At 62.7% G+C, this 6,776-nt stretch carries 4 protein-coding genes and 1 pseudogene; 3 read left to right on the top strand and 2 right to left on the bottom strand.

The genetic code is table 11. The annotated features are described in order from the left end of the window. The first annotated feature begins 282 nt into the window (after positions 1-282). Together DR046_RS22475 and DR046_RS22470 are read left to right on the top strand one after the other, a co-directional pair. Complete coding sequence (locus DR046_RS22475) at positions 283-2,337, top strand: TnsB C-terminal domain-containing protein (protein ID WP_115384577.1); 2,055 nt, start codon at positions 283-285, stop codon at positions 2,335-2,337. After that, a complete protein-coding gene (locus DR046_RS22470; RefSeq protein WP_115384576.1) occupies positions 2,337-3,338 on the top strand; it encodes an AAA family ATPase in 1,002 nt (333 codons plus the stop codon). Before DR046_RS22475 ends, DR046_RS22470 begins: the two co-directional genes overlap by 1 nt. A 607-nt stretch (positions 3,339-3,945) precedes the next feature. Here DR046_RS22470 and DR046_RS22465 read toward each other — a convergent pair. Beyond that, on the bottom strand, positions 3,946-5,679 hold the full coding sequence (locus DR046_RS22465) for a TniQ family protein (RefSeq protein ID WP_167767251.1): 1,734 nt from the start codon (positions 5,677-5,679) through the stop codon (positions 3,946-3,948). Positions 5,680-5,824: 145 nt separating this feature from the next. Further along, a pseudogene (locus tag DR046_RS22460) lies at positions 5,825-6,112 on the bottom strand (IS5/IS1182 family transposase); the annotation flags it as partial. Positions 6,113-6,393: 281 nt separating this feature from the next. On the opposite strand from DR046_RS22460, the gene DR046_RS22455 reads away from it, so the two are divergent. After that, positions 6,394-6,776, top strand: a 383-nt coding sequence (locus DR046_RS22455; protein ID WP_135227391.1) for a hypothetical protein, incomplete at its 3' end; no start/stop codon positions are given.

Here is a 6,776-nt window from a genome sequence, read left to right as displayed (position 1 = left end):
GGAGCCCATCGGGAACATCCCGCCAGCCGAAGCCGAGGCCAACTTCTACGCCGCTCTGGAAACCGAACCCATGGCCGCGTAACTAAACGCAATCAGCCTCCGGCAAACCCGGAGCGGTTCATCCCGTTCGCCGAACTTGCCCGCGCTCTTCAATCCCCGGTCGTCGGCATCGCCCCCCGACCGAAGCTTGAGTTCGACAAACTTGTTGAGGAGCTAGGTGGCCATCCGACCGCAAACTCCCTCGGGAGGGTCCGCGGAGTCGAGGCTGAGTGCCGGCTTGCGATGTTCGCAGGGCTGGCAGACCTCCGCAAAGAAGTGCAGGAACAACTGAACGATCCCAATTGGCATCTTTCCATCGAGAAGCTTGCGCATCCTGCTCTTTTCGAACGCTTCCTTCAGCTTGCAGAGCCATACTCTCCCATCACCCTGGCGAAGACCTCCCGCTATGGCGGCAAGACGAGAGACGATGTCTACATCGTTCCCAAGGCAAGGCGCATCCTGGATCTCGAGAGGGAATACCAGAGAGTCCGAAGCTCCGAGTCCGACGGGACATACGCGGATCCGCACATCTGCGCCGCCTCAAAGTCTGCTCTTCGAGGCAGGCGGGGATCCCGGATTGGCGCCCCCGCCTTGAAGCTGATCCATGACGCTCTTGACGAGGTAGGCCACGCAACCACGCAGCCCACAATCCCCAACGTCATGCCGACTGTCTGGGCGAAATTCGCCGCAGAGAACGCGGAACGGCGGAAGGACGGCCTAGGTGATTTGCCTCGTCCCAGCGCCAAGGTCGTCCGAGATATCCGTGCGACTCAGTGGGGTCGGACACTCAAAGAAGTCGCCGAAAAAGGCGCCACCTGGGCGTACAACAATTGTTCGCGGGGCAGCACGAATGTCCGTGCCTTGTTCATCGGAGAATTCGTACAGATCGATTCCTGCAAGGTGTCCCTCGTTGCGATCTACAAAAGGGAGCGCCTTTGGCGGCTTCTTAGCCAAGAGGAAAAGGATCAGTTCAAGAAGATCGACGAACATCTGGACCGCTTCTTCATCCTCATTGCAATTGATGTCGCTTCAAGGATGCCGCTTGGGTGGGTCGTAACAGAAACCCCTACGGCCTCTGCGGCTATGCAGGTTCTGCGCATGGCGACCCGGAGCAAGGAGAAGGAGTGCCGGGTCTGTGGATGTGAGTCAGAAGCAATCGGTGCCGTCGGCATCTCGGCCCTTGTGGGAGACAACGGGTCCGAGTTCCGCAACGGGGAGGTAAAGCAGGCGCTTCTCGGAAATCTCATCACCTCCATTGATGCCCGGGCCGGAGTTGGCACCGACAAAGCCTTCATCGAGGTGTCGTTCAAGACGTTGCAGGAATCCCTCTTCCGGGCACTGCCCGGCTTCACCGGGCATAAACCCGGCGCCCTTCCCGGCTACGACGCCGTCAAGAACGCTGCTCTTACCCTAGAGAAGGTTCTGGAATTGGTGACTCGGTATCTCGTCGACGAATATCCTTTCAGGCGGCACTATGGGACAGGCATGTTCGGGCATACGCCGATGCAGGTCTACGAGTGGATCAATGCCAACAGGGGGACGGTCACCCCGATTGATCCCAATATGCGTCGCGAGTTTCTTGGGCGAATGTATGAAGTCACACCATCTGACGAGGGCGTCCGCCTTCTGGGAGGAGCGCTGTGGTTCAACGAGTTTAAAGAGTTCCAGAAGCGCTTGGAGACTCATCGCGGCAAGATCCGGGTGTTCATCGATCCGGACGATGGAAGCTATGCGACCGCGATCTTCGATGGCGATCCGCGTCGTTACGTTCTACATCAGCAGATGTCACATTTCTATGGGTTGAGCCTCGCTGAGGTCGTCGATTTCATCGGGAAGATCCGCAGGGAGTTCCCCGATTCCAGCGAACTGCACGATGAGCTCTTCCGGAAAGCTGCGATGCGCCGGGCCAAGGATTCGAAGGATGTCTGTCTCGAGAACGGCGTCAATCGGGGGGAGAGAGGCTTCCAGCAGGTCGAAGCGGAGGCCCGGAAGATCATGTCTGGTCGACGTTACGTCCATGAACCGGCGCGGGCCGATGTCTCGCCACCCGGTACGATCGGCATGCCGGATGAGATGCCTGTGCGTTCTTCGTCCAGTCGGGCCATGGACCTCACTCCGGTTCCCGCAGTGGAAGCTCAGGTCGCACCCGAAACGTCGCCAGACAAAATGCCTGCTCCAACCAGGATCCCGCCGAAGGAGAAAGCCGAGCCCGTGCAGACGGGTCCCAAAGACCGTCGGTTCGGGCGGACAGCCTCGACCGCCAATATCGTAGCCAATCCGAAGGAGAAGAAGTCCTAATGTCGTTCCTCGATGCCCGCCGAGTTCATCTGGCCTCCGAACTCCGGATGGTCCACATCGACTTTCCTCGTTCCAAGAACCTGCGCGAGCATGTGCGGCAGCTGCTCTCAAGTCATCTCGCGGGCTTGGCCATCGGCGAGCCTTTCGAGACAGGCGCGCTCGTCGTCACGGGCGCATCCCGAAACGGGAAGACCCGCGAGATCCGGAGTCTTCTCGCGGAGGTCCGGAACGATCACGATATTCGAGACACCATCTCGGAACTTGCCAATGAACAAGGCGAGACGCGGAGTGAAACACCGGCGATTGCAGTGTCCTGCGACCTCAGTGGCAAGCTCACCTGGAAGGATCTCGGCGAAAAGACCGCGCATGCACTGGGGCTGCCCGTCAGGAGCGGCCTGACGCAAGCGAGAGTCTGGGGCGAGGTGATCATTCAGGCCCGTCGTCGGGGCGTCGTCATCATCCACTACGACGAATGCCAGCACATCTTCGGACAGGGAGCCGAGAAAACCAACGCGAAGGTCATCGACTGCTTCAAGAGTCTCCTTAAAGACAGTGACTGGCCAATCATGCTGGTTCTTTCCGGTGTGCCCCTCCTGGACAGCTTCATCGACGCGGACTCGCCAGAGGCGGAGCAGTTCCGGCCGCTTGCGCGCCGTTGCCGCCTCCCCGACATTTCCGAGGCAACCGATTTGCGGACGTTGGCGGACATCTGCTTCGCCTACGGTGATGTGGCAGGCATCGACGTGGAGCCTCTTCTACTGGAGGACTTTCTCCAGCGCCTTGCCTATGCATCTTCCTGGAGGTGGGGTCTGGCGATCGAGTTCATCATCGAGGCCGTCATTCGTACGGTCGAGCGCGGCGCGAGCGAAGTCAGCACGGAAGACTTCGTCACAGGCTTTGCAGAAAAGTATGGACTGGAGCCGGACTACTCGCCGTTCACGCTCAGCGACTATCGTGGCCATATCGATCCTGAGAAACTTCTGCATCTGAGTTCAGCATAGCCCGCTCCTGGGAGGCGTCTCGCTCATCGACGGAAAGGCCCGCCCAATGCGGGCCTTCTTTTTTCGGCTGGGCGTGCAAAGTTATAGGGCGTACCATGCAGAGTTATACCGGACCACCGCCCCGTAGCTCCGCAAGTATCGGATTAATATAGTTATTTATCTCGGGAATAGTAATTCGATTCCGTAGCATGCAAAGTTATGGGTTCTCGGCATGTGCCAGAAACAGGGGAAGCTTGCGCAAAACGCACCATAAGTCTGCGCAAGAGTGTGCGGCGGCGGGATCGAGCCGAGGCGCAAGGTCCAAACTTCTCCCGCTTAACAGTGTGTTGCGCCAGAACCCTCAGAGATCAGGCAGGCAGCAAGAAGCAAACTCTTGGGATACCGAGATCCTTCCGCACCCGTGTCGGCTACCCCGACGACGGTCGCGAGGCCGAGAGAGGATGCGGCTCTGCGTCCTGGACTTGCCGCCGCGTCCAAGAGGGAGCGCCTACGCGAACACCCCTTCGGTCTCGGCAACGAGGTAGACCGGACCGTAGGTCTCAGCCGTCGAACCTGCGTTTGGCTGGAGGCGCTGCACGCCCTTTTCTCGAAGGCAGGTCGAGACCTGCTACGCCGGGAGGCCATGCTCTCGCGACAGGATCGTGACGGTCGTGAACCGGGCCCGGAACGCGGCGATGTCGGCCTCGGTCATGTACCGTCCCTCTCGCCGGGTGCGGGGGTTGAAGATCGTTGTCGTCGAGACGTGCCCATCGGCGATCAACGCGTTGAGGCCGCCCTCGCGGCGCAGTCCGACGGCGGCTGCGTATTCAGAGACCGTCGGGGCATCCGGCGTGTTCGGACGCAGGACATCTAGATCGTCCTCCCTTACCCGCAGGGCCGAGTAGGCGCGCACTCCCTGGAAGACGCCGACACGAAGCGTTCCGGCCATCAAGGCGCGGATCACAACCCCGATGCCCACGCGCAGGCGCTTGGCGCCAGCGTTCGGATGGATCCACTCGGGGGCGGACTGGTCGATCTCCAAAGCATGATGGAGAAGCGCGTCCATCATCCGGTCCGCGTCTCGCGGATCCCAGCAGTGCTTCGAGACCTCTAGTGGCAACACGGGGGCGAGCAGCCTGGCGCGGACGAGGCTCTCGAAGCGCTCCTTCGACGGGATACCCATCCGCATTCGCAGTTGCCGCTCCCCGATCATGCGGGACGCCTGCGCGACGATCGGGCTTGCCTGGTCGGCATCCACGGTCAGCCTCGCGTCGGGGCGCAGGTCGTCCGTTCCAGCAAGCCCATGACGCACAAGCAACGCCCGCATCACCGCTTCCGAGACTCCGCCCGCCTTCGCAGCGCTCGCCACCGAGTGTCGCCGCCGGCGAGGCGTGGCTACTCCGAGGATCGTCTCGCCCTCTGCTACGGACCACTCTTCGAGAATGACTTCGCGCATCAAGTCGCGAAGCACTCTGTACCGAGGATCGTTCTGTCCGTGGTCGGCCAGCCAGTCGTAGAGGCCCCCGAACGCCTTGCGCCATCCGTCGTTTGGACCGGAGGCGGCGGATGAGAGGTCGTGCAAAGTATCCTGGAAGGCGGAGGGGCCCTCCCTCAGAACCGCGTAGCCTCTCGCGCGGGCAGGTCTTGCATCGTCCTCGCCTTCGACCGAGTTCCAGGTCTTTAGCGCCTCTCCCAGCCGCTGGCAGGCTTTCGTCGCTACATCGACTGGCAGGGAGCCGAGCCAGCTCTCGTCCCGACCCGTTCCCAGACGTTCGTCGAGCCAAGCGTCATAGTCGGTCACTTCCACCGGGGGAACGTCCAGGCGCCCCGCGCGCAGATCCGCGACGATCTCGCCGAGCCGAGCCGCATAGTCGAGCCGCTCCGACCGCCTGTTCCGGGTCCAGAGCGCGATGAGGGGATGCCCGTGGCGGACGCAGAGGTGGACGTCCCGCAACTGCCAGTCGCCGCGCATCGCCATGGCATCGGCGGGGTGGTTGATGGCGCGTCCCACGTCCTCGCACAGACACCGGGGGCATCCTCGTACCGTCGGGTTCGTGACCGATCGGGAAACGACCTCCTCCCCGCGGAAGCGCATCCTTACGCCTTCGGCTGGGGCGGGCGTCCAGGATATGAGCTCCGACCATCGGGGCTCTCCCATGCTCATCAGCTCGCGAACCTGCGCCACGGCTCCCTCGGCATGATCGAGAAGGCCCTTCTGACCGACGCCCAGTTCAGCCGTCATCTCCCACGTCGTAAAACCTCGGAAAGCCGCCGCCCGGGACAGCAGCGACAGCATGGTCTCCCGAGGGGCAGGGCAGACGCCAGAGGCCAGCGTCTCCGAGGCGCCAGAGGGGAAAGTCATCCTTGTCATCGCTCATCGTCGGGATTGGCTGTCGCTTCACCCCACCCGATACATCGACGGGTTGCCAGCAGATTTGTCACGCCCCTACGGAGGCGCTGTTGCATGAAGCGTTCGAAGGTCAGACTTCCCCTTTCTCCGTCTGACGTCAGCCGACGGGCTGCGTGACGGGGATGCCGAGTGCGGTGAAGCGGTTGAGGATGGCGGTGCGGACTTGGAGCTCGGCGGTCTGGCGGTCGAAATCGCGGGCCATGAGCTTCTGGCCGAGGAGCTTCATGCAGTTCATCTTGGTCTCGACGCGGCTCCTTCGGTGGGAGCCGGACCACTTCCGCCAGATGGCCCGGCCGAAGCGCTTGATGGCGCGCAGGGCCTCGTTGCGCCTTGGAGCGCCGGGGCTGTCCTTCTTCCACGGCTTGGTGTTCCGATGCGGCGGGATGGAGCCCGCGCGCAGCGTCGCCGGCGTGGCGGCGCCTGCCTGGATCCTGTCGCTCCGTGCCGCCTCATCCATGGCGTTCGGCCCTTCCTCCTGCGGTGTACGCAAATGTTCCGGTAGATCGGCGATAAGAGATATTGGCGTCGGTCATGCGGTAGGGGCACAAACACCAAGACGACTGTGGCAACCCCTGATTCTGATGCATATGATGTCCATAAACCGTTGTGACGATATTCGGAAGCGGGAACGCAGGATTGACCCCGGAGAGCCCCGAAACCCTGCTGATGCGGCTCCTCGCGCTCGAGACGCGCGCCGCCCGGCTCGAAGGGGCCTTCGGCGCCGATCCCGAGCTCGGCCTGATGTGGCGGGCGGGTGCCGCGCTCACCGAGGCCTGCCGCTCGGTCGCGCTCGAGGACATCCACGTCACCGAGGGCGACGTGGTGCTGCGCGCCCACGAGCACGGCACCGCCGAGCTCGGACCGGCCGAGACGGCGCGCGGGGTCGAGGCTGCCTCCGACCTGCTCGCGGTGATCGCCGCGCCGGGCGACCTGCGCACGGCCCCCGAGACCGTGATCGCGCGCTGCCTGCGCGGCACCCTGCGCACGGAGATCGACCTCTCAGGACCCGACGAGCATCCCGAGCAGCGCGAGGACCGGGAGCGGGACGC

Source organism: Jannaschia formosa, from assembly GCF_003340555.1.
Classification (GTDB): Bacteria; Pseudomonadota; Alphaproteobacteria; order Rhodobacterales; family Rhodobacteraceae; genus Jannaschia; species Jannaschia formosa.
Note: the sequence above shows the minus strand (reverse complement) of the source record. Positions and strands in the feature narration are given on the sequence as shown.

Excerpts from the sequence above, each read along its gene's own strand:
- DR046_RS22470 (WP_115384576.1), top strand. The coding sequence starts at position 2,337 with ATGTCGTTCCTCGATGCCCGCCGAGTTCATCTGGCCTCCGAACTCCGG.
- DR046_RS22465 (WP_167767251.1), bottom strand. The coding sequence starts at position 5,679 with ATGACTTTCCCCTCTGGCGCCTCGGAGACGCTGGCCTCTGGCGTCTGC.
- DR046_RS22475 (WP_115384577.1), top strand. The coding sequence starts at position 283 with ATGTTCGCAGGGCTGGCAGACCTCCGCAAAGAAGTGCAGGAACAACTG.